We start from the raw sequence: 20085 nt of genomic DNA on the forward strand, positions 1-20085 counted from the left end.
CAATCACTCGCTGGATTTGCCCTACTGAAACCTTTGCTGTCCTCCTCTCCACTGTAAATCTTTAAATAAAAAAAGGACCATCTTGAAAGTCCTTACAGACTTTAAAGACGGTCCTTTTCTATATCAACAGCTTCTATTCCATAGCCGCATTTCGCAGCACCATATGAATATGGTCTTCCCAAACACCGTGAATTTTCAAATATTTGAGCGCTAAGCCTTCTTCATAAAAACCTAACTTCTCCACAACCTTCAATGAAGCCGTGTTGCGAGGCATGATGTTGGCTTCGATTCGGTGCAGCCCCATGACCTCAAAAGCATAATCAATCATCGCTTGTACGCCCTCAGTCATAAGTCCGCGATTGACGAGACTTCCATCCATTCGGTAGCCCAGATGACAGGATTGAAAAGCCCCTCTGACAATATTGCTCAAGGAAATGGACCCAATGATCCTGTCCTCATACATCATCCATACTTTCTGCAATAGCCCGTCCTCGATTAACTTAACTTCTTTGTCAAGCAAATCAGCCTGATACGACTTCGTATAATACAATCTATTCCGCTCGGGTTCCCATTCATTCAAAAAAGTCCGATTGCGATTCACATAATCAAGCACCAACTCAGCGGAAGTTGGATCTAAACGAACCAAGGACATTCGTTCTGTTTTGCAAACCAGCTGCATGTTTACACCTCCTTAACCGTCGTTGTTCCATTTATTCGGCTTTACAATAATACCCGCTTCCTTAATCTGCATGCAACTCTCCTACAAAATGTGAAACTGCGGCATTTATTTGCAGGATTTTACCTCCCTTTGGGGAAGTTAAAAGAAGTAGCTTATTTAGAATTGCTTACAAAGAAGGAGAATACCGACATGATTGAAACAATCAAAACCTACTTGGAAGAGCAAAGGGATCAACACATAGAGGAATTGATGCAGTTTCTGCGGATTCCAAGTATTAGTGCTGTTGCCGAACACCAACCTGATATGAAGCGCTGTGCAGAATGGACGGCTGAATCCCTGAGAAAAGCCGGCCTAGAAAATATTGAAATTATGCCAACAGGCGGCCATCCTGTCGTTTATGCTGACTGGCTGCATGCAGAAGGCAAGCCAACGGTGCTTATCTATGGACACTATGACGTTCAACCTGCTGAGCCGCTGGATCTATGGGACACCCCGCCTTTCGAGCCTGTCATTCGCGACGGGAAGCTTTTTGCCAGGGGCAGCACAGACGATAAAGGCCAACTCCTGCTTTATGTAAAAGTGGTTGAAGCTTTCTTGAGCACACAGGGCAGCCTCCCAGTGAATGTGAAATTCTGCATTGAAGGCGAAGAAGAGATTGCGAGTAAAAACCTGCCTCCTTTTGTAGAAAAGTACCAAGATAAATTACAGGCCGACGCGATTACCCTCTCGGATACTCAGATGCACGGACCTGGCAAACCTGCACTCATGTATGGCCTGCGTGGTCTTGCCGGGTTCGAGATTACGATCGATGGAGCAAGTAGTGATCTGCACTCCGGATTGTTTGGCGGTGCTGTGCAAAATCCGATTCACGCTTTAACGCAGCTGCTTAGCTCATTTCATGATGCCGATGGCCGAGTAGCTGTCAAAGGCTTTTATGATCGAGTTATTGAGCTTTCAGATAAGGAACGTGAGGCATTTAAACAAGTTGAACCTGATGAAAATAAGGTCCGTACTGATCTAAAGGTAGATAAGCTGTATGGGGAAAAAGGTTTCTCGTTTTATGAACAAACAACATCGAGACCAACTTTGGAAATCACTTCAGTGAGCGGAGGTTTTCAAGGAGAAGGAATCAAACCGATTATCCCTAACCGTGCTTCCGCCAAAATTGCCTGCCGTCTAGTGGCCGCGCAAGTACCGGATGAAATTATGGAAGCCGTTGAAGCGCATATTCATGCCCAAGATTTGCCTGGCGTTAAAGTAACTCTAGACCGTCAATTGCGCGGCAATCCGTTCATTACGCCAATCGATGAGCCTGTGATGGTTGCAGCCGCTGAAGCCTATGAAGATACTTATGGCGTTTGGCCTGTGTACACGCGAAGCGGCGGGTCCATTCCAATCGTGGAAGTGTTAGGCCGCGTGCTTGATGCCCCTGTTGTTCTGCTGGGCTTCGGCTTGCCTGGCGAGAACCTGCATGCACCCAATGAGCATTTCCATTTGAACAATTGGGATAAGGGAACGGAGACAATCAGCCGCTTCTGGCTGAAGCTAGCCGCAAGAAATGAGAAAGCATGAAAGGAATGAAGAAACACCATGAGCACAACAAATCTATCTCTTCGCGATGCCAACTTGGAAGATCTCGCGGACATTGTACGAATATATAATTCAACTGTCGCAGGACGTATGGTCACCGCAGATACGGAACCCGTTACGACAGCCAGTCGTGAAGGCTGGTTTCACGAGCACTCCGCCGATTTCCGGCCCTTATGGGTACTGGAAAATGGCAGCGGGATCTGCGGTTGGCTTAGTTTTCAATCCTTTTATGGCCGCCCAGCCTACAATGCTACGGCAGAAGTCAGTATTTACATAGACGAAGCATGCCGCGGCCAAGGAATTGGCCGATACCTCATGGAGCAGGCTTTGGAGGCTTGTCCCAAGCTAGGACTTAAAACTTTGCTCGGCTTTATTTTCGGACATAATGAACCTAGTTTGCAGCTTTTCCGTAAATTCGGTTTTGAAAATTGGGCGCATCTTCCGGGCATTGCTGAGCTTGACGGAATCGAACGAGACCTGATTATTCTTGGGAAACGAGTAGGTTAGCAGGTAACAGATAGCAATCCGAATAGCGCTTCTCCCTCTTGTCTGCGACATGCTATCGACAACAAGATGGAAAAGCGCTATTTTTATTAAAGCTTGAATTCCAAACCCCCCATTAACCTTCGGTCTTAAGCGCCTCAACCTCAATCTCGATCATTAACCTAGGATCAATTAATGCTTTCACCTCAACCATTGTTGCCACAGGCTGAACTTCCCGGAAATATTCCCCATGCGCACGGCCGAATTCTTCCCATAAAGAAATATCCGTCACAAACATGCGCGTACGTATAACATCCGACATGGCAGCACCAAGCTCCAAGAGTGCTTTCTCTATGGTCTCGAGCACAAAACGCGCTTGTTCATAGGCATTGCCTTCCCCAACTACTTTCCCTTCCTTCATCGCAGTTGTACCAGCTACCTCTATGCGATTTCCGACTCTGATTGCCCGGCAATAACCTACCGTTGGCTCCCAAGGTGAACCCGTAAATACTTTTGTTCGAGTCATAGCTCAGTCAACTCTCCCTTTACAAATAAGATGCAAGCTTAGTGCGCAGGCCTTCCGTTACTGGCAAAAGTGGCAGCCGCAGCGTTCCCGTTTCAATAATAGCTTGCTGTTCAAGCAGCCATTTGAGGGGAGCTGGGTTCGGCTCCTGGAAAAGAAGACGAATTAGCGGCTGCAACTCTTCGTAAAGCTCCTTGCTTTTCTCCTGCTGACCTGCCAGAAAATGACGGTAAAACGCTACAAACCGCTCAGTCTCCACATTCGCAGATGCACTCATTACACCTTTTGCTCCAGATTGAAGAGCCTCGAAAAGCAGCGTATCCTCTCCGCACAAAATCGGTTTCGAGCCCATTCTAGTAAGCTCCACGACTACCTGTGTGTTAGGTGTACTGTCTTTCATCCCAATCACACCATCAAGTTCGAGAATGGCCCTAACTGTATCCAACTCTAATTTCACCCCTGTGCGGTGAGGTACTTCATATAAAATCACAGGCACACCAACACTAGCAACTCGGCGAAAATGCTCAATAATCCCTTGCTGGCTAGGTTTATTATAGTACGGTACCACAACTAAAGCTCCGTCAGCACCAAGGTTTCCAGCTTCTTCTGTTTTACGCACCGTGGAACGCGTATCATTCGTACCCGTACCGACTACGAGTGGTACCTGCACATGGGCTGCGTCTCGAGCCGCTTGAGCTGTTGCAAACATAACGCCAAGCTCATCAGCTGTAATCGTTGGTGATTCCCCCGTCGTGCCGTTAACAACGAGTCCATCGATCCCATCTTGAAACAAATTGTAAGCATGATTATAAAAGGAAGCAGCATCCAACTCGCCCTCCTCATCAAAAGGCGTAATAATAGGCACATATACACCATGCAAGTCTTTTTCTTTTATCATATAAGCCAACTCCCCGTTAATTTGATGTCGTACATACACTTTAGCATGGAAAGTATCATCACAGTTAGCTATAATAAATGATACTACTCATCAATATTTTTGATGATAATACAGGGAGCTACCATGGACTTAACGTATTTCCGCACCTTTCGGGAGGTTGCCCGAAGAAAAAGCTTTACCAAAGCCGCCGAAGAATTAGGGTATGCACAGTCCAGCATTACCATGCAAATTCAGAAGCTTGAGCGTGAATACGGGGTGCCTCTTTTTGAAAGATATGGCCGGCAGCTGCGCTTAACATCTCCTGGTGAAAGCCTGCTGAAGCTGGCTGTACAGATGCTCGATCTCTATGATCAGTCCAAAGAAATGGTGGCAAGCCAGGTCACGGGTACTCTGACGATTGGCACGATTAACTCTCTTGCAGCTTATTACCTGCCTCCGTATTTGCAAGCTTTGAAACAGTTTTATCCTGGTCTTAACATTCAATTATATCCTGACAGCGAATCCTCGCTTATGACCAAGGTCAGAGAAGGCGACTATGATCTGGGTTTGCTATTGGATCGATATCCAGCTGAGCCCCTCCTGACTTGTACGAAAATAAAAGAAGAACCTTTACTGCTCGTTGCTCCATTGACTCATCCGTTAACACAGCTAGACCACATTAGTCTTACTGATCTTCAACAAACTGAATTTATTGTGACAGAAGAAAGCTGCATTTATCGGGGGATGTTTGAAAAGTTGCTTAAAGATCACGCCATCCCGCTCCAAATCGGCTTCGAACTCGGTAATTTAGAAGCGATTAAACAATGTGTCATGAATGGACTTGGCATCGCGCTGCTGCCTAAGATTGTCGTTCAGAGCGAACTCGAGCAACAAAAGCTCGTTTCCCTGCCTTTTTCACATGAACAATTAAAGCTGGATATCCAACTACTGCTCCATCCCAAAAAGTGGATCTCCCAGCCCTTGCAAACATTTATCCAGTTATTGACCAGCCCAAAGGAATAAATACAAAAGAAGCCCTCCTTATCGAAAAGGTAGGGCCTCTTTCCTATTTCACTTATAAACGAATGACGAGATGGCCATCCAAATGCGGCGCCGCTCATGCGGTAACCAGTTGAATCTAATAATCTTCGAGCCTCTTCTACACGCCAAACGCTGCAGGATTCTCTCTCCATGAACGAAGTAGTGCCATGTCGTCAGCTTTGATTGTGCCCTTCTCTAAGGCAACTTCAAGCAGCGTAGAGTAGTTGGAAAGCGTATGAAGCGGCATCTCTGCTGCTTGGAAAGCGTCTGTCGCTTTGTCCAATTGGTAGGAGAAAATCGCTAGTACGCCTAGCGGAACAGCTCCGGCTTCTTTGACAGCAATTGCTGCTTTCAAAGAGCTTCCGCCTGTTGAAATCAGGTCCTCGATAACGATGACCTTTTGGCCTGGCTTCACAGAACCTTCAATCAGGTTCTCTTTGCCATGACCTTTCGCTTTATCGCGAATGTAAATCATCGGAAGACCCAGCTTCTGAGCTACCCATGCAGCATGGGGGATGCCAGCAGTTGCTGTGCCAGCTACAACCTCAGCATCCGGGAACTTCTCTTGAATCAAACTGACGAAGCCGTCAGCAATTACTTCGCGAATAGCCGGGTGAGACATCGTCAGACGGTTGTCGCAATAAATCGGGGATTTCAAGCCCGATGTCCATGTAAAAGGTTGTTGCGGTCGAAGAGCGACCGCTTCAATATCTAATAAGGAAGCCGCGACATGCTTCGCAATCGTTTCGAGTTGGCTCATGTTTCTTCCACCGTTCCTTCCGTTATTAGGTGCTACAGGATGGAATCAATAATCGATTCCAACGCAGCCCTTGGATCTGCCGCGCCTGTGATCGGCCTGCCGATCACGACGTAGTCCGTGCCCTGCGCGAACGCCTCTCCTGGCGTCATGATGCGCGACTGGTCGCCAATATCCGCACCTGCTGGGCGGATGCCCGGCGTTACGGTGACGAATCCGTCACCGCACGCCGCCTTAATCGCCGTCACCTCTAGCGGTGAGGCGACGACGCCCTGAAGCCCCGCGGCATGCGCCAAACGGGCATAACGAATGACGGCTTGCTCAACCGTGCCGGTCAAGCCGATCTCTTCGTTCAGCACCGCTTGCGAGGTGCTGGTCAGCTGTGTCACGCCGATGACGATCGGGCGTGCAGCGCCTGCGGCTAGTCCCTTGTCGACACCCTCCAAGGTAGCTACCATCATGTCCTTGCCTCCGGCTGCATGGACGTTGAAAACATCCACCCCTAGGCGCGTTACGCTTTCCGCGCCGCCTTTGACTGTGTTCGGAATGTCATGCATCTTCACATCGAGGAACACCTTATAACCGCGATCTTTCAGACTCGCGACGAAGCTTGGACCTGCAGCATAGAACAGCTGCATGCCCACCTTCACGAAGCAAGGAATCCCCTCAAGCTGCTTCAGCAGCCCTTCGGCACTTGCCGCATTCGCATAATCTAACGCGACCATAATGCGTCCTGCAACATCCGTACGAGTTAATACTGACAAGTCCGTCACCTCTTTCTTAGACATGAACTGGCATTGCGCGTGAAGAGAAGTTGATCGCTTCAAGCATATTAACGAGTGCTCTTACTGTGTCGAGCGATGTCATACATACCACACCGTTCTCTACAGCTTCACGACGAATACGGAAACCGTCGCGCTCAGGCGTTTTACCTTTGGTCAGCGTGTTTACAACAAATTGCGCATCCCCGCTGCGGATCAAGTCCAAAATGTTTGGCGAGCCTTCGCTCAATTTATGCACCGTTGTTACTGGAAGCCCAGCTTCTTCAATAGCTGTCGCCGTTCCGCCAGTCGCAATGATTTTGTAGCCGAGGCGATAGAAGCCTTTCAAGATTTCAATTGCTTCCTCTTTGTCTTTGTCAGCAACCGTTACTACGACTGAACCAGCAGATGGAATTTTCATACCCGCACCGATTAAGCCTTTGTAAAGAGCCTTGGCAAAGTTCGTATCACGGCCCATGACCTCACCTGTTGATTTCATCTCAGGTCCGAGCGTTGTATCTACACGGCGCAGTTTCGCAAAGGAGAATACCGGCACTTTTACAGAGACATAGCTATCTTCCGGCCATAGACCGCTTTGGTATCCCATGTCCGTCAGCTTTTGTCCCATAATTACGCGTGTTGCCACGTTTGCCATCGGGATGTTCGTTACTTTGCTTAAGAATGGTACCGTTCTGGAAGAACGCGGGTTAACCTCGATTACATACACTTGATCGTTGTGGATAACGAACTGGATGTTTACCAAACCAACGACGTTAAGTTCAAGACCAATTTTTGTCGTAATCTCGATAATTTGCGCTTTAATATCATCAGAGAGCGATTGCGGCGGGTACACAGCGATGGAGTCGCCGGAGTGAACGCCAGCACGTTCAACGTGTTCCATAATCCCAGGGATTAGGACCGTTTCTCTATCACAAATCGCGTCTACCTCTACCTCTTTACCTAACATATAACGGTCAATAAGCACTGGATGCTCAGGGTTGATTTTCACAGCATATTCCATGTAGCTTAGCAATTCTTCATCGGAGTAGACGATTTCCATCGCACGTCCACCTAAGACATACGAAGGTCGAACGATAACCGGATAGCCGAACTTCGCAGCTGTTCCAACCGCTTGATCCACCGAAGTTACTGTGCCGCCTGGAGGCTGAGCAATCGAAAGCTTGCTTAGCAGGGCTTCGAATTTTTTGCGATCTTCCGCTGTATCAATGCTTTCCAGATCGGAACCTAGAATGCGAACTCCTGCTTTGTGCAAAGGAGCTGCCAGGTTGATCGCTGTTTGTCCACCGAATTGTACGATAACCCCGATTGGCTTCTCGCGTTCAATTACGTTCATAACATCTTCGAAGAACAATGGCTCGAAGTACAAGCGATCGGATGTATTGAAATCCGTGGATACCGTCTCTGGGTTGTTATTGATAATAACAGCTTCGTAGCCAGCAGCTTGAATCGCCCATACAGCGTGTACTGTTGAGTAGTCGAACTCGATCCCTTGACCGATACGGATCGGACCAGAGCCAAGTACGACAACTTTCTCTTTTGTTGTTTCCGTTACTTCATCTTCTTGCTCATAAGTTGAATAATAGTATGGCGTCGAAGCTTCAAACTCCGCTGCGCAAGTATCAACCATTTTGTAAACAGGTTTAATATTTTGCTTCAAGCGATAATTTCTTACATCCGCTTCGTTAATGAATGTTGTGCAGCCTGCAAGCGTACGAATTTCAGCAATTGCGCGATCTGTAAAACCTTTACGCTTAATTTCAAAGATCAGCTCAGCCGTTAATTCACTTGCCGCGATTTCTTTCTCGTACTTAATCAAACCTTCAAGTTTGTTCAAGAACCACCAGTCAATTTTCGTCAAATTTTGCAATTGTTCTACGGAATAGCCCCTGCGGTAAGCTTCTGCTAGTAAGAACAAGCGCTCATCATCAGGTTTTTGCAAACGGGTTTCTAATGTTGCTTTATCTATAAGGTCTGTTTCCTTCAGGAACAAACGATGTACACCAATTTCCAACGAGCGAACTGCTTTGTGAATGGACTCTTCGAATGTACGGCCGATAGCCATAACTTCGCCAGTTGCTTTCATTTGTGTACCCAACTTGCGGTTAGCTGCCGTGAATTTATCGAATGGCCAGCGCGGGATCTTGGACACGATGTAGTCAAGTGCAGGCTCGAAGCAAGCATAAGTTTGACCCGTAACTGGATTCACAAGCTCATCGAGCGTGTAACCAATTGCGATTTTAGCTGCCATTTTGGCAATCGGATAACCTGTTGCTTTGGATGCAAGCGCCGATGAGCGGCTTACACGCGGGTTAACTTCGATGACATAATATTGGAAGCTGTGTGGATCAAGCGCATATTGTACGTTACAACCGCCTTCGATGTTCAAAGCGCGAATGATTTTCAAGGAAGCGGAGCGAAGCATTTGATATTCACGGTCCGACAACGTTTGGCTTGGCGCTACTACGATGCTGTCTCCTGTATGTACGCCTACCGGATCAAAGTTCTCCATGTTACATACAACGATACAGTTGTCGTTCGCGTCACGCATGACTTCATACTCGACTTCTTTCATGCCTGCGATACTGCGCTCAACGAGACATTGGCCAATTGGGCTGTATCGAATTCCGGAAGCTACGATTTCCGTCAACTCTTCCATTGTGTTACAGATACCGCCGCCAGTACCACCAAGTGTGTAAGCTGGGCGAACGATGATCGGGAAGCCGATTTCATTAGCAAAATCTACCGCTTGCGCGACTGTTGTTACGATAACGCTATCCGGTACAGGCTGCTCTAGTTCTCTCATCAAGTCTCTGAAAAGATCACGGTCTTCCGCTTTCTCAATCGCAGTAAGCTGCGTCCCCAGAAGCTTCACGTTCTCACTCTCAAGTACTCCTGCGCGAGCAAGTTCTACAGCCATGTTCAGACCTGTTTGACCGCCTAGTGTCGGAAGCAAGCCGTCTGGACGCTCTTGACGAATGATTTGTGTAACGAACTCAAGGGTAATGGGTTCAATATATACTTTGTCTGCCATGTTCGTATCCGTCATGATCGTAGCCGGGTTGGAGTTGATCAGGATAACTTCCATGCCTTCTTCTTTCAATGCTTGGCAAGCTTGCGTTCCCGCATAATCGAATTCCGCTGCCTGACCGATAACGATCGGACCGGAACCGATAACGAGGATCTTTTTGAGTGTATTATTTTTTGGCATATTACAGTTCCTCCCTAGAGTTTTGCGTCAGCAAAACTTGCTTCGTAAGCTTTACTTACAGATGTCGATGTCGATGCCGTGGACGCTTTCCACTGAGCAAGCATTTGCGCTTGGCGCGGCTGCTCTGGGTTATCAAGTTTGTGTTGACGAATCATCGAGATGAAGTCATCGAACAGATAGCTGGAGTCAAAAGGTCCAGGTGCGGCTTCCGGGTGGTATTGAACCGAGAAAGCTGGGAATTTCTTATGTTTCAAACCTTCGATCGTACGGTCATTATTGTTAATGTGCGTCACTTCAAGATCAGTTCCAGCGACGGACTCATCTTTAACTGTGTAGCCATGGTTTTGTGATGTAATATAGCAGCGGCCTGAAGCCAAATCTTTAACCGGGTGGTTACCGCCGCGGTGTCCGAATTTCAGTTTGTCTGTGTCAGCACCGCAAGCGAGTGCGAACAGTTGGTGACCCAAGCAAATTCCGAAAAGTGGGATATCGCCAAGCAAACCTTTGATCATTTCGACAGCATGAGGAACATCTTTGGGATCCCCAGGGCCGTTAGAGAGCAGGACGCCATCTGGTGCAAGGCGGCGGATTTGTTCCGCTGTTGCATCTTGAGGCACTACAACAACATCACAGTCGCGTTTGCTCAGATCGCGGATAATTCCGCTTTTTGCGCCAAAGTCAACGAGTACGATACGCTCTTTGTGACCAGGTGCTCCGAACACACTTTTCGTGGAGACACGAGCAACTTGATCCGTCATGAGGGAAGTTCCTCTCAGGATTTCAGTCAACTCAGCAACGGATTTATTGGAAGTTGTCAGCAAACTTTTCATAACACCGTGGTGACGAATCTTACGAGTCAACATACGCGTATCGATGCCGCTGATGCCTACGATGCCGTATTCCTTAAGCAAGCTGCCAAGCGTGTATTGAGCTCTCCAGTTACTCGGGATTTCTTCATGCTCACGAACGACAAAGCCATGAATGAATGGGCGTACGGATTCAAAATCATCACGAATCACACCGTAGTTCCCCACCAAAGGATAAGTCATCGTTACGATTTGACCACAGTAGGAAGGGTCGGAAAGAACCTCCTGATACCCTGTAATCCCCGTGTTGAATACTACCTCGCCGACGGACTCTCCTTCACTACCGAACGATTTTCCTGTAAAAAGCGTGCCGTCTTCCAGCAACAATCTTGCCTGCATGTATGTTCAGCTCCTTCACTATTGTCAACGATTCTAACGAACCGCAGATGTCATGCTAATTTGTTACCATCATTCCTACGTAGACTTGCATAAAAAATGATTAGTTTGTATAAATATACACGATTTTTCGGTTGCCGTATAGATCGATCGTGTCGTTTTTATGAATAAACAATTTTTCCTGAAGCGATGGTAACAACTGGCCAACCCTTCAGTTTCCATCCGATAAACGGTGTGTTTTTGCTGCGCGAAACAATCTCTTCTTTGAGAACCTCGCGTTCTGTTTCTAAATCTACAATGGTAATGTCCGCGACGCTGCCTACATGCAATGTTCCGTATGGAAGTCCGAATACATCAGCAGGTTTCTTCGTCATTCGATCTACTAGGAAACCTAGCGTCCATTTGCCAGTCAGGACAAATTTCGTATACAGCAGGTTGAAGGCTGTCTCGAAACCAAGAATACCGAAAGGCGCAAGCATCATGCCCTTCTCTTTCTCTTCTTCCGAGTGCGGGGCATGATCCGTAACGATAATGTCGATCGTGCCATCTTCGAGACCTTCGATGACAGCTTGCACATCGCGCGGTGTGCGCAGCGGCGGGTTCATCTTCCAGTTAGCGTCTAGACCTGGAATATCTTCATCCGACAGCACGAGGTGATGCGGGCATACCTCTGCGGTCACTTTAATGCCGAACTGCTTCGCGTGACGAATCAAGCGAACCGATTGCTCTGTAGAAACGTGGCACACGTGGTAGTGAACACCCGTTGCTTCAGCCAGCAGCACATCGCGCCCAACGTGAATCGCTTCGGATTCGTTCGGGATACCTTTTAGGCCATGCTTCTTCGCGAAAGAACCTTCGCTGACTGGCGCTCCGACTACAAGCGTATCATCTTCGCAGTGAGCGATGATGGGCATTCCGATGGATGCGGCCAGTGCCATTGCATCCTTCATCATTTGCGCGCTTTGTACGCCTACGCCGTCATCCGTGTAGCCGATGACGCCCGCTTCTTTCAACGCGGCAAAGTCAGTCAACTCGCGGCCTAGCTCGTTTTTCGTGATCGTGCCGTAAGGCAGGACACGAATTACGCCTTCTGTAGCTGCTTTATCCAATATGTAGTTCACCGTCTCAACGGTATCGATGACGGGTCTCGTATTCGGCATACAAGCAATCGTTGTGAAGCCGCCTCTTGCTGCGGAGCGCGTTCCAGTCGCAATATTTTCTTTATGTTCAAACCCAGGTTCTCTCAAGTGAACATGCATATCGATAAAGCCAGGTGTTACCAATTTGCCTGCTGCGTCGATCACTTCATGCCCTTCTGTTTGCGGAGCTGAACCGTCAGCTGCGTCCAAAACCTGAGCAATTTTATCATTTTCAACTAAAATGTGTTTCTTCGCTTGTACATTATTTGCGTCAACTGTAAATCCGTTTAGAATCCAAATGCCCATTGTGGTGAAATCCCCCTGTTTTATGATAAAGCTCGTTCGATGACGGCCATACGGATCGGCACACCGTGAGCAATTTGTGTGAAAATTTTTGATTTTTCATGTTCAACAAGTTCATCGTCCAGTTCCACGTTGCGGTTAACCGGAGCCGGATGCATGATGATCGCGTGAGGAGCCATGCGGCTTGCGCGCTCTACTGTCAGTCCATACTGCTCGCGGTAATCCTCCGCGGAACGAAGAAGACCTGTGTCGTGGCGTTCTAGCTGCACACGCAGCATCATGACGACGTCTGCCTTCAGCGCTTCGTCGAAGGACACATACGGCGCGAACTCTGCGAGTTCTGGAGCCTGCATACTGGCCGGCGCGCAGAATTGTACTTTCGCGCCTAGTGCGAGCAGCCCCCACAGATTCGAGCGCGCCACGCGGCTGTGCAGAATGTCTCCGACGATGGAGACGGTCAAGCCTTTGATGGCGCCAAACTGTTTGCGCATCGTGTAGAAGTCAAGCAGCGCTTGCGTCGGATGCTCGTTGTTGCCATCACCCGCGTTAATGAGCGGGATTTTGATTTTCTCCGCGAGCTCCTGGAGCACGCCGTTCGGCTTCAAGCGGATAACGCCTGCGTCGATGCCCATGGATTCCAATGTGCGAACTGTGTCGTAGATGGACTCGCCTTTTTGTACGCTGGACTCCGCTGCCGAGAAGTTTAGCACATCCGCGCCTAGACGCTTTTGCGCCAGCTCGAAGGAAAAACGGGTTCTTGTGCTATTTTCAAAAAATAAGTTAGAGACGAATTTGCCGTTAAATTGATTAGTCACTTTCACAGGACTCTGCTCAAAGTAGGCCGCGCGATCAAGGATGCTCGTGATCTCATCAGCGCTAACCCCTTTTAATCCTAGAAAATGTTTCGTTTGTGTACTCACCATGCTCACTCCTGTTTCCCCCTCTGTTGAAGTATAATGACGCCGTCTTTATCGTCGATTTCCGTTAGCAGCACTTCAATGCTTTCACTTTTGGAGGTAGGCACGTTCTTTCCTACGTAATCCGGGCGAATCGGCAGTTCGCGATGCCCTCTGTCCACAAGCACGGCCAACTGAATCATTTGCGGTCTGCCCAAGTCGATTAAGGCGTCCATTGCTGCTCGCACGGTGCGTCCTGTAAACAGGACATCATCGAACAGAATGATTTTCCGGTCTTGAATTTGGATGCGGCCGCCTTCTTGGACGTTCTCAACTGATTTCACTTTGACCCGGTCGTCTCGATAAGAGGTGATATCAATCTCGCCAACAGGAACCGGTACGCCTTCGATTTCTAAGATTCTCTCAGCGACTCGCTTCGCTAAATAAATGCCTCTTGTCCGAATCCCAATTAGGGTACAATTTTCTACCCCTTTATTCTTTTCAAGTATCTCATGCGCAATCCGCGTAAGGGCACGTCGAATTCCCATTTCGTCTATAATCGTGTGTTCGGCTGCTTCGTTCATTTGATTCGCCTCCTGAGAGTTTTGCTTTAGCAAAACTTACATCGTAAGCACTAGCTGAGTTTTGGCCAGGTTAAAACACACCAAAAAACTCCTTGCCCATTAATTGGCAAGGAGTTAGCGTGCATAAAGATACAGACCGGGGCATAAGGATGCGCACATCCTCAAGCTTGTTCATAAACTGAATGCTCGATTCAGCTTATCCCGTCTTTTCTTATCGACTACCTTGCCAGCCTCTCTGGACTGTTTTTAAAGGTACATATGTAATTAAAAGAATTATGCCACTTTCGACACGATAAGTCAATATTAACGTGATTGTTTTTTTGAACAGATATTTTATCATGTGTTATAATTTACATATCAAATTCATACCATGACACTTACTCACGATTCTTTAAGGAGGAAAACATTTGTTCAAACTGTTTAGACTTTTGAAACCGTACAAATTTGCAGTAGCAGCCATCATTGCCCTAATGCTTCTTCAATCACTAGCCCAATTGTATCTCCCTACTCTGCTCTCGGACATTGTGGATGTCGGGGTCTTGCATGGAGATGTTGCCTATATTCTACGCTTTGGCGCCTACATGCTTTTGGTAGCTATGGGTGCGATGGTTTGCGTTATGATCGCCAGCTACTTGCTGGCGCGGACAGCCACTGGATTCGGCAGAGATTTGCGCAGCAAGCTTTTTAGCCATGTTGAAAGCTTTTCTCTTAATGAATTTGACAAGGTTGGTACCTCATCCCTCATTACACGAACCACAAATGATATCGCTCAAGTACAGCAAGTCGTTGTCATGATGCGGATGTTCATTGGCGCACCGACAATGCTCGTTGGCGGTGTAATCATGGCGACCTACAAGGATGCCCATCTGGCAATTGTCCTTATCTCTGTTATACCGATTCTCGCATTAGCTATTGTAGGCATCATGTTTAAAGGGCTTCCTCTATTTAAAGTGTTGCAAGTCAAAATCGATGCCATTAATCTCGTGCTTCGCGAGAATTTGACGGGTATCCGAGTCATTCGCGCTTTTAACCGGTCTGGACATGAACAGATGAAGTTTGAAAAAGCAAATCTAGATTATACACAAACGGCCATCAAAGTGAACACTATCATGGCAACTATGATGCCGATCATGATGTTGGTCTTTAATTTGGGGATTGTTGTCATCCTTTGGTATGGTGGAATACGCATTGATAGCAATCAGATGCAAATTGGCGATTTGATGGCTTTCATTCAATATGCGATGCAAATTATGTTTTCGATGTTCATGATGACGATGATTTTCATGATGATTCCAAGAGCATCCGCATCTTCAGGGCGTATTAATGAAGTTCTGACATTGACCTCTACGATACAAAATACCAAAGAGGCAATGACCCTTCCCTCTGATCAAGCAGCGATCGAATTTAAGCATGTAACCTTCAGTTATCCGGGTGCCGAGCAACCTGCGATCCGTGATATTTCATTCCGGGCAGAGCCGGGTGAGGTAACAGCCATTATTGGTGGTACGGGTTCTGGTAAAACAACACTGATCAATTTGCTGCTGCGCTTTTATGATGTTAATGAAGGAAGCATTACAATTGACGGTCATCCTTTGCCTACATTGAAGTTAGATAGCCTTAGACAACTAATTGGATACGTCCCTCAAAAGGCAGCTCTCTTCTCCGGTACTGTTGCGGATAACATCCGCTTTGGACGCGAGGCGGCGACAGAGGAAGAGATCGAGCAGGCTGCACAGACGGCGCAAGCCGCAGATTTCATTGCTGAACTGAAAGACGGCTATCAATCTGTCCTCGCCCAAGGAGGCACGAATTTATCTGGCGGTCAAAAGCAGCGGTTGGCTATCGCCCGAGCCCTCGCTCGCAAACCGGAAATCTACGTCTTCGATGATAGCTTCTCTGCACTTGATTTCAAAACCGACGCAAGGCTTAGAGCTGCACTTAAAGCTGAAACCTCGCAAGCTACCAAAATCATCGTAGCTCAGCGTGTCAGCACCATTATGGATGCCAATCGCATTATCGTGCTGGAAGACGGACGCATTGCCGGGATCGGTACACATACCGAGCTGATGAGCACCTGCGGCGTTTATCAAGAAATTGTAGCTTCCCAGCTGTCAGAGGAGGAAATAGCATGAGTGATCAACCGAAAAATCAACAGCGCCCTTCCTCCCAGGGTGTTAATCCGGCTCATTTTGGCCGAGGCGGCATGGGTGCAATGGGTATGCCCGTTCAAAAAGCAAAGGATTTCAAAGGCACCTTGCGCCGGCTTACCGGCTACATGAAACCTTTCCGGATATCCATCGTTTCTGTGTTTATAGCTGCCGTGCTTAGTACAGTTTTCAGCATCGTTAGCCCCAAACTCATGGGGAATGCAACGACGAAGCTATATGAAGGCTCCATGGCTAAGCTGAAAGGTGTGGCTGGCGCACACATCGATTTTGATGCGCTGCTGCAAATTGTTTTAATACTAGCTGTGCTTTATGTTTTCAGCGCTGTTTTAACTTTTATCCAGCAAAGGATCATGGTTGGTGTCACACAGAAAATTGTGTTTAATCTCCGCAAAGATATTAGCGACAAGCTGGCTCGGGTTCCTCTTTCCTTCTTTGATTCTCGCAGTCATGGAGATACGATGAGTCGCGCAACGAATGACGTGGATACGATCTCTTCCACCATGCAGCAGAGCTTAACACAGCTAATCACCTCCCTTGTTACTCTGCTCGGGATTATTATTATGATGCTTACGATTAGCCCGCTGTTGACTTTGGTAACTATAATCACGTTGCCTCTAAGTATTATGGGAACGAAAATGATTGCTTCCCGCTCACAGAAATATTTTAAAGGGCAGCAAAAAACACTTGGCGAGCTCAATGGCCATGTCGAGGAAATGTATACGGGGCATACCATTGTCAAAGCTTTCGGGCGTGAACATCAATCAATCGAGAAATTCAATGACATCAATGACCGGTTGTATCATTCAGGCTGGAAGGCGCAATTTATTTCCGGGATGATTTTCCCCCTCATGTCATTTATCGGAAATATCGGATATGTGCTTGTCAGCGTCATTGGCGGTATCATGGTAACGCATGGTGCGATCAAAATTGGGGATATTTTGGCCTTCATCCAGTACTCTGGTCAATTTGGAATGCCCATCACGCAAGTTGCTAATATCGCAAACGTTATTCAGTCCACCATCGCTGCCGCTGAACGTATCTTCGAGCTATTGGATGAGCCTGAAGAAGTATTAGAGGAGACAGCCAGTAAGTCCGTTTCGCATGTGCGCGGGCATGTGAAATTCAACGAGGTCGCTTTTTCCTATAAAACGGATGAGCCGCTCATTGATCATATGAATATTGAAGTGGAGCCAGGTCAAACCGTGGCCATTGTTGGCCCGACCGGTGCAGGAAAAACAACCATTGTAAACCTGCTCATGCGCTTCTATGAATTAAAAGGCGGAACGATATCCATTGACGGCGTTGATTCCCGTAAAATGTCTCGCAGCCACCTTCGGGGATTGTTCGGCATGGTCCTTCAAGACACGTGGCTGTTCAACGGCACGATTCGTGAGAATATCGCGTACGGCCGAAACGGAGCCTCCGAGGAAGAAATCGTGAATGCGGCTCGCGCGGCGTATGCGGATCACTTCATTCGAACGCTGCCGGACGGTTACAACACCATTTTAAATGAAGAAGCTTCCAATCTCTCCCATGGTCAAAAGCAGCTGCTTACCATTGCTCGAGCAATATTAGCGGATCCTGCTATTTTGATTCTGGATGAAGCGACCAGCTCAGTAGATACTCGGACCGAAGTCTCCATTCAAAGAGCAATGAACAATCTGATGGAGAACCGCACGAGCTTCGTCATTGCCCATCGATTATCTACCATTCGTGACGCTGATCTCATTCTTGTGATGAATCACGGAACCGTTATTGAACAGGGAACACACGAACAGCTTTTAGCGCAAAATGGCTTCTATGCCGACCTGTATAACAGCCAATTTGCCTCAAAAGCCATCTCATAATTAGGGGGCCGCGCATTCGAGTTGATTCGACTCGATACGCGGTCCTTTTCACGTCGCCGCCTATCTGATAATATAGGAGAGTCAATTTAATTTTAAGGAGATGTCACCATGAGTGAAATGAATACGTTAGAAATCATCCAGTTTATTAAAGAAAGCAAGAAAAAAACGCCAGTTAAAGTATATGTAAAAGGAAACCTGGAAGGCATTGAGTTCGGCGAAGGCAGCCAATCCTTCATTTCCGGCGGAAGCGGCGTCGTGTTTGGCGAGTGGAGCGAAATCTCCCCTGTGCTTGAAGCTAATAAAGAGCAAATCGTTGATTATGTGGTTGAATCAGACCGCCGCAACTCCGCAATTCCTATGCTGGACCTGAAAGGAATCAACGCTCGTATCGAGCCAGGTGCGGTTATTCGCGATAAAGTACATATCGGAGACAATGCTGTTATCATGATGGGGGCGCTTATTAACATTGGTGCATCCGTAGGTGACGGCACAATGATCGACATGAACGCTGTTCTTGGCGGCAGAGCGCAAGTCGGTAAAATGTGTCACATCGGTGCAGGTGCAGTAGTTGCAGGCGTAATTGAGCCTCCTTCCGCACAACCATGTGTAATCGAAGATGACGTACTTGTAGGTGCGAATGCAGTTATCTTGGAAGGCGTTCGCATTGGAAAAGGTTCCGTAGTAGCCGCTGGCGCTATCGTTACACAAGATGTAGAAGAGTACACAGTTGTTGCAGGAGCTCCTGCTCGTGTTATCAAGAAAGTTGACGATAAAACAAAATCCAAAACAGAAATCTTACAAGATCTACGTACCCTGTAAGACCATCTGGAGGAATAGCTATGTCTAGCCCTTTCATCGCACTACGTCGTCAACTTCACCAAATCCCGGAGCCGGGCTTTCAAGAGTTCAAGACGCAGCAACTGCTCTTAGACCAACTAGCTAAGCTGCCTCAGGATCGGATGAGCATCCGGACTTGGCGGACAGGCATTTTGGTTTATATTAAAGGAACAAATCCGACCAAACGCTTCGGCTATCGCGCGGACATGGACGGGCTGCCGATCACGGAAGAGACAGCTCTTCCGTTTCCTTCGCAGCATCCGGGATACATGCACGCCTGCGGACATGATTTTCATATGTCTATCGGGATGGGCGTTATCACGCATTTTGTGGAACAGCCTATGAGAGATGATCTTGTTGTCTTGTTCCAACCGGCGGAGGAAGGTCCTGGGGGCGCAATGCCAATGCTTGCTTCGGAAGAACTGCAGGATTGGATGCCGGATCAAATGGTTGCCCTCCACATCGCACCAGAGTACCCGGTTGGCACCATTGCTACGCGGCCTGAGATTCTGTTCGCCAACACCTCTGAGTTGTTCATCGACCTCCTGGGCAAAGGCGGACACGCTGCTTACCCGCATCAAGCGAATGATATGATTATCGCGGCGACACAAATGGTTGGGCAACTTCAAACCATCGTTTCCCGTAATGTGAATCCACTCGATTCAGCTGTGGTTACCATCGGCAAAATGGAAGCTGGTACAAAGCAGAACATCATCGCCGAAAAGGGACGCTTGGAAGGCACGATTCGCACGCTTTCCGCTGATTCTATGGACAAGATCAAAAAACGGATCGAAGGCATCGCAGCTGGCATCGAAAGCTCTTTTGAATGCAAAGTAACGATCGATTACGGCTCAAACTACCGTCAAGTATTTAATGATCCTGCTTTGACTGGGGAGTTCATGACGTGGCTGCGAACAACGGATCAAGTTCAGCTTGTGGAATGTACAGAAGCAATGACCGGAGAAGACTTTGGCTACTTTTTGGAGCAAATTCCCGGTTTCATGTTCTGGTTAGGGGTAGACACTCCTCACGGTTTGCACAATGGCAAGCTTGACCCGGATGAGCGCGCGATTGAAGTCGCTATTAATACCATAACCGCTTACTTCAACTTTAAAACTCAGTGAGTTTATACAAAAAAACCTCCAAGCCCTTGGCTTTGGAGGTTTTTT

At 47.7% G+C, this 20085-nt stretch carries 17 protein-coding genes; 7 read left to right on the forward strand and 10 right to left on the reverse strand.

Features of this window, described 5'->3' with window-relative positions:
• Positions 1-133: 133 nt before the first annotated feature.
• On the reverse strand, positions 134-679 hold the full coding sequence (locus AC58VC_RS10380; RefSeq protein WP_497368692.1) for a GNAT family N-acetyltransferase: 546 nt from the start codon (positions 677-679) through the stop codon (positions 134-136).
• A gap of 189 nt (positions 680-868) precedes the next feature.
• Here AC58VC_RS10380 and AC58VC_RS10385 point away from each other — a divergent pair, with 189 nt between their 5' ends.
• Together AC58VC_RS10385 and AC58VC_RS10390 are read left to right on the forward strand one after the other, a co-directional pair.
• Positions 869-2251 carry a dipeptidase gene (locus AC58VC_RS10385; RefSeq protein WP_497368693.1) on the forward strand — a complete coding sequence of 461 codons (1383 nt, stop codon included), beginning with the start codon at positions 869-871 and terminating at the stop codon, positions 2249-2251.
• An 18-nt stretch (positions 2252-2269) separates the two neighbouring features.
• A complete protein-coding gene (locus tag AC58VC_RS10390; RefSeq protein WP_315951367.1) occupies positions 2270-2776 on the forward strand; it encodes a GNAT family N-acetyltransferase in 507 nt (168 codons plus the stop codon).
• Between the two features lie 112 nt (positions 2777-2888).
• Here the strand turns inward: AC58VC_RS10390 and AC58VC_RS10395 are convergent, their stop codons facing one another.
• Together AC58VC_RS10395 and dapA are read right to left on the reverse strand one after the other, a co-directional pair.
• Positions 2889-3278, reverse strand: a complete 390-nt coding sequence (locus AC58VC_RS10395) for a RidA family protein (RefSeq protein ID WP_497368694.1) — start codon at positions 3276-3278, stop codon at positions 2889-2891.
• A 19-nt stretch (positions 3279-3297) separates the two neighbouring features.
• A complete protein-coding gene (gene dapA / locus AC58VC_RS10400; RefSeq protein WP_497368695.1) occupies positions 3298-4173 on the reverse strand; it encodes a 4-hydroxy-tetrahydrodipicolinate synthase in 876 nt (291 codons plus the stop codon).
• 123 nt (positions 4174-4296) lie between these two features.
• Between dapA and AC58VC_RS10405 the strand changes: the two genes are divergently transcribed.
• Positions 4297-5175, forward strand: a complete 879-nt coding sequence (locus tag AC58VC_RS10405; protein WP_497368696.1) for a LysR family transcriptional regulator — start codon at positions 4297-4299, stop codon at positions 5173-5175.
• Between the two features lie 136 nt (positions 5176-5311).
• On the opposite strand, the gene pyrE is transcribed toward AC58VC_RS10405, so the two are convergent.
• From pyrE to pyrR, 7 genes are all read right to left on the reverse strand, one after another.
• Positions 5312-5953: an orotate phosphoribosyltransferase gene (gene pyrE, locus AC58VC_RS10410; RefSeq protein ID WP_497368697.1), complete on the reverse strand. Its 642-nt coding sequence runs from the start codon at positions 5951-5953 to the stop codon at positions 5312-5314.
• A 32-nt stretch (positions 5954-5985) separates the two neighbouring features.
• The gene (pyrF, locus tag AC58VC_RS10415; protein WP_497368698.1) at positions 5986-6738 is read right to left on the reverse strand and encodes an orotidine-5'-phosphate decarboxylase; all 753 of its coding nucleotides are present in this window, start codon (positions 6736-6738) and stop codon (positions 5986-5988) included.
• A complete protein-coding gene (gene carB, locus AC58VC_RS10420; protein ID WP_497368699.1) occupies positions 6731-9940 on the reverse strand; it encodes a carbamoyl-phosphate synthase large subunit in 3210 nt (1069 codons plus the stop codon). The genes pyrF and carB overlap by 8 nt, the downstream gene beginning before the upstream one ends.
• Positions 9941-9954: 14 nt before the next feature.
• A complete protein-coding gene (locus AC58VC_RS10425) occupies positions 9955-11145 on the reverse strand; it encodes a carbamoyl phosphate synthase small subunit (RefSeq protein WP_497368700.1) in 1191 nt (396 codons plus the stop codon).
• 158 nt (positions 11146-11303) lie between these two features.
• Positions 11304-12587, reverse strand: a complete 1284-nt coding sequence (gene pyrC, locus AC58VC_RS10430; protein WP_497368701.1) for a dihydroorotase — start codon at positions 12585-12587, stop codon at positions 11304-11306.
• A 20-nt stretch (positions 12588-12607) separates the two neighbouring features.
• Positions 12608-13507: an aspartate carbamoyltransferase catalytic subunit gene (locus AC58VC_RS10435; protein WP_497369013.1), complete on the reverse strand. Its 900-nt coding sequence runs from the start codon at positions 13505-13507 to the stop codon at positions 12608-12610.
• A 2-nt stretch (positions 13508-13509) separates the two neighbouring features.
• Positions 13510-14064, reverse strand: coding sequence for a bifunctional pyr operon transcriptional regulator/uracil phosphoribosyltransferase PyrR (pyrR, locus tag AC58VC_RS10440; RefSeq protein WP_161406028.1), 555 nt, complete (start codon positions 14062-14064; stop codon positions 13510-13512).
• Between the two features lie 407 nt (positions 14065-14471).
• Here pyrR and AC58VC_RS10445 point away from each other — a divergent pair, with 407 nt between their 5' ends.
• From AC58VC_RS10445 to AC58VC_RS10460, 4 genes are all read left to right on the forward strand, one after another.
• Positions 14472-16196 (forward strand): ABC transporter ATP-binding protein, encoded by a 1725-nt coding sequence (locus AC58VC_RS10445; protein WP_497368702.1) that lies wholly within the window; start codon positions 14472-14474, stop codon positions 16194-16196.
• Positions 16193-18079: an ABC transporter ATP-binding protein gene (locus AC58VC_RS10450; RefSeq protein WP_497368703.1), complete on the forward strand. Its 1887-nt coding sequence runs from the start codon at positions 16193-16195 to the stop codon at positions 18077-18079. The genes AC58VC_RS10445 and AC58VC_RS10450 overlap by 4 nt, the downstream gene beginning before the upstream one ends.
• Positions 18080-18187: 108 nt before the next feature.
• Positions 18188-18898, forward strand: coding sequence for a 2,3,4,5-tetrahydropyridine-2,6-dicarboxylate N-acetyltransferase (dapD, locus tag AC58VC_RS10455; protein WP_497368704.1), 711 nt, complete (start codon positions 18188-18190; stop codon positions 18896-18898).
• Positions 18899-18918: 20 nt separating this feature from the next.
• Positions 18919-20040, forward strand: coding sequence for an N-acetyldiaminopimelate deacetylase (locus AC58VC_RS10460; protein ID WP_497368705.1), 1122 nt, complete (start codon positions 18919-18921; stop codon positions 20038-20040).
• Positions 20041-20085 lie beyond the last annotated feature (45 nt).

This window comes from Paenibacillus sp. J22R67 (genome assembly GCF_059692175.1).

What these genes read in the sequence shown, in the direction of transcription:
- AC58VC_RS10380 (WP_497368692.1), bottom strand. Translation starts at nt 679, where the DNA reads ATGCAGCTGGTTTGCAAAACAGAACGAATGTCCTTGGTTCGTTTAGAT.
- AC58VC_RS10385 (WP_497368693.1), top strand. Translation starts at nt 869, where the DNA reads ATGATTGAAACAATCAAAACCTACTTGGAAGAGCAAAGGGATCAACAC.
- AC58VC_RS10390 (WP_315951367.1), top strand. Translation starts at nt 2,270, where the DNA reads ATGAGCACAACAAATCTATCTCTTCGCGATGCCAACTTGGAAGATCTC.
- AC58VC_RS10395 (WP_497368694.1), bottom strand. Translation starts at nt 3,278, where the DNA reads ATGACTCGAACAAAAGTATTTACGGGTTCACCTTGGGAGCCAACGGTA.
- dapA (WP_497368695.1), bottom strand. Translation starts at nt 4,173, where the DNA reads ATGATAAAAGAAAAAGACTTGCATGGTGTATATGTGCCTATTATTACG.
- AC58VC_RS10405 (WP_497368696.1), top strand. Translation starts at nt 4,297, where the DNA reads ATGGACTTAACGTATTTCCGCACCTTTCGGGAGGTTGCCCGAAGAAAA.
- pyrE (WP_497368697.1), bottom strand. Translation starts at nt 5,953, where the DNA reads ATGAGCCAACTCGAAACGATTGCGAAGCATGTCGCGGCTTCCTTATTA.
- pyrF (WP_497368698.1), bottom strand. Translation starts at nt 6,738, where the DNA reads ATGTCTAAGAAAGAGGTGACGGACTTGTCAGTATTAACTCGTACGGAT.
- carB (WP_497368699.1), bottom strand. Translation starts at nt 9,940, where the DNA reads ATGCCAAAAAATAATACACTCAAAAAGATCCTCGTTATCGGTTCCGGT.
- AC58VC_RS10425 (WP_497368700.1), bottom strand. Translation starts at nt 11,145, where the DNA reads ATGCAGGCAAGATTGTTGCTGGAAGACGGCACGCTTTTTACAGGAAAA.
- pyrC (WP_497368701.1), bottom strand. Translation starts at nt 12,587, where the DNA reads ATGGGCATTTGGATTCTAAACGGATTTACAGTTGACGCAAATAATGTA.
- AC58VC_RS10435 (WP_497369013.1), bottom strand. Translation starts at nt 13,507, where the DNA reads ATGGTGAGTACACAAACGAAACATTTTCTAGGATTAAAAGGGGTTAGC.
- pyrR (WP_161406028.1), bottom strand. Translation starts at nt 14,064, where the DNA reads ATGAACGAAGCAGCCGAACACACGATTATAGACGAAATGGGAATTCGA.
- AC58VC_RS10450 (WP_497368703.1), top strand. Translation starts at nt 16,193, where the DNA reads ATGAGTGATCAACCGAAAAATCAACAGCGCCCTTCCTCCCAGGGTGTT.
- dapD (WP_497368704.1), top strand. Translation starts at nt 18,188, where the DNA reads ATGAGTGAAATGAATACGTTAGAAATCATCCAGTTTATTAAAGAAAGC.
- AC58VC_RS10460 (WP_497368705.1), top strand. Translation starts at nt 18,919, where the DNA reads ATGTCTAGCCCTTTCATCGCACTACGTCGTCAACTTCACCAAATCCCG.